This window comes from Glaciihabitans sp. dw_435, from assembly GCF_018449675.1.
GTDB lineage: Bacteria > Actinomycetota > Actinomycetes > Actinomycetales > Microbacteriaceae > Glaciihabitans.
In genome coordinates this window covers 1-1,753 of record NZ_JAAVUZ010000042.1, presented here as the reverse complement: position 1 = coordinate 1,753, position 1,753 = coordinate 1, and the positions used below count along the sequence as shown (strand labels likewise).

2 protein-coding genes are annotated in these 1,753 nt (G+C 62.7%); both read right to left on the bottom strand.

What is annotated here, in order from left to right:
• Positions 1-71: 71 nt before the first annotated feature.
• Complete coding sequence (locus HB677_RS18160) at positions 72-1,328, bottom strand: type II toxin-antitoxin system HipA family toxin (protein ID WP_213817150.1); 1,257 nt, start codon at positions 1,326-1,328, stop codon at positions 72-74.
• Positions 1,321-1,593 carry a helix-turn-helix domain-containing protein gene (locus HB677_RS18155; protein WP_213817149.1) on the bottom strand — a complete coding sequence of 91 codons (273 nt, stop codon included), beginning with the start codon at positions 1,591-1,593 and terminating at the stop codon, positions 1,321-1,323. Before HB677_RS18155 ends, HB677_RS18160 begins: the two co-directional genes overlap by 8 nt.
• Between the last annotated feature and the right edge of the window lie 160 nt (positions 1,594-1,753).

Below are 1,753 nucleotides of genomic sequence, written 5' to 3'. Positions count from 1 at the left end.
CACCACACCATGTGAGTGCAACGGCAAAAGGCCGCCCTGTCGGGCGGCCTTTTCCTCGTTAACGCTCGGAATCAGCGGGCGGACGATGCGGGTCGGCCGGCAGCTCGGCCCTCGAGAAGGTTGAGTGTGAAGCCGGCGATGTCGTCGCCGAGGCCGGCCCAGGAGCGAGCGTCGGGGGCCTGGGCGCCAACTGTGTCGAGGATCGATTCGAGAGCGAGCTCAACGACGCGTCCCGCATTGCGCAGCCCCCAGGACACACCTTCCTCAATGAGATCCTCGGCAGTGATCGCTGCGTGGGGGTATTGACCGTTGATGGCCATCGCCATTCGTCCATCGAGATCCGCGTGGTGAGTCAGAGGCACCATGTCGTAGACGGGGGCAAGAGAGGCCGAACCGTCGGGGAGGTGCAGTATCGACAGGTTCTTCCCGTGCAGATCGAGGTTCCCCACACTCACGGCGAGCACGTTCGCGCGCAGGAGTCGGCGGAGGGAATCGGTGTCTCCCCGCTCGGAGAAGATTCGCGCGATCCGGCTGAGCGACATCTGTCCGCTGCCACGCTCCTGGTACTTCGCATCCTGGCGGGCGCCGAGGGCCTGGTTCATGTCCTCTTGGTGGATGCGACCGCCGGCGATAGAGCTGGACCTGTCGTACCTCTCGATGACGAGGCCCGCGACCGACTTGAACTCGACAATGCGTGAATCGTAGGCGGCCAGTCCGAGCGCTCGGACGAAGCGAGAGCCATACTCCTCGTCGAAGATGACGGTGGGGTTCTTCTCGAGCTCGGGCTTGATGATGTGATTGCTGGGATACCCGTCGAGGACCTGGTGCCATGTCCCATCAATGAGAGCGACCACTGCCTTGGGCTGAACACCGGCCAGGGAGGACTTTCCCTGCAGGGGTTTGTTCCCCAGGGGTTGGCTCCCGAGATCCAGGAGCATCGCCTCGACCTGGGCGATCGTCAGCGCCTCCGTCCGGGGAGTGCGGGGCTCTTCCGGGTCATCCGGATCCCATATCTGCACTGCGCCGGCGACGTCCCGTCCGTACGCGGACAACATGCCGATGGTGTTGGAAGGATCAACGCGGGCTCGTCTGGCGAGGTCCTCCAGGGAGGATCCTTCGGGGAGCAACTCTGAGAAGAAGTTTCTGCGGCGATCCGCGCGGCCCCGGGTCTGGACCAGCTCGAGCGGAACGGCTTCACTGAGAACAGTGCTGCCGAGTTGGAAGTGTTCGAAGGCTCCGCGATCGATGACGAAGTCGAATGAGCGCCAGTCGGCACCGCGAAGTGTGCCGATCGTGTGACCGTATAGCTGGACGATGAGGTCAGCCATCGGTTGGCTCGTTGTCGGTGTCAGCATCGCGGATGTGGCGGTCGTCCAGCTCGATGGTCATCTCCGCACCGGTAGCGCGCATCATCTCGAACAGGCGGGTGGCGAACTTGGTCGGTTTGCCCGATTCCATCTCGTAGACGTACTTCTGGGTTACGCCGAGATGATCGGCGAGTTCCCGCTGCGTCAGCCCCTGGAGTAGACGACCCTGCTGGATCATCCGGCCGAGCTGCTCCGCACTGTGCACTGTTCCGGTGTACTTGGCCATACTGATTCCCCTCGCACGTTTTCGTAGTCATTCTTCCTGACTACGTTTTCGACGTCAATGCGTTTGACTATGTTTTCATAGTCAGAGGCATGCGATCCGCGAGATGCCGCGGGCGTCAGCCCGCGACACGCCCGGGGTGTGGTTGGTTTTGGTGGTGGGT

Coding starts and splice junctions, on each gene's coding strand:
- HB677_RS18160 (WP_213817150.1), bottom strand. CDS start 1,328: ATGGCTGACCTCATCGTCCAGCTATACGGTCACACGATCGGCACACTT.
- HB677_RS18155 (WP_213817149.1), bottom strand. CDS start 1,593: ATGGCCAAGTACACCGGAACAGTGCACAGTGCGGAGCAGCTCGGCCGG.